This is a genomic window from Streptomyces sp. BE303, assembly GCF_036290945.1.
Lineage (GTDB): Bacteria > Actinomycetota > Actinomycetes > Streptomycetales > Streptomycetaceae > Kitasatospora.
In genome coordinates this window covers 1-401 of sequence record NZ_JAQYWZ010000315.1, presented here as the reverse complement: position 1 = coordinate 401, position 401 = coordinate 1, and the positions used below count along the sequence as shown (strand labels likewise).

Below are 401 nucleotides of genomic sequence, written 5' to 3'. Positions count from 1 at the left end.
TGCCGCGCACGTGGCCGGGGTGCTGTCGCTCGGCGATGCGGCGGCGTTGGTCGTGGCCCGGGGCCGACTGATGCAGGCCCTTCCCGCCGGTGGGGCGATGCTCGCGGTGGGTGCTTCCTAGGCGGAGGTGCTGGAGTCGTTCCCGGATGTGGACGTTGCGGTGGTGAACGGCCCTGGGGCCGTGGTGCACGCCGGTCACCCCGCCGAGCTGCTGACCGGGCTGGCGGCGGTGGTGTCCGGTGCGGCCGGTCTGCTCGGCACCGCACGGCCGGGCCCCGTGCCGTTCCTCTTCACGGGCCACGGTGCGCAGAGCGCCACTAGGGGCCGGCGGTGCAACGAGGCTATCCCGGAGTTATCGGATGCCTTCGAACTCGTGGCGTAGAACGCGGAGGCCTCTCTCT

Annotated in this window: 1 pseudogene; it reads left to right on the top strand. The window is 72.6% G+C overall.

What is annotated here, in order from left to right:
• Positions 1-196 (top strand): annotated as a pseudogene (locus tag PUR56_RS03785) (acyltransferase domain-containing protein); the annotation flags it as partial.
• Between the last annotated feature and the right edge of the window lie 205 nt (positions 197-401).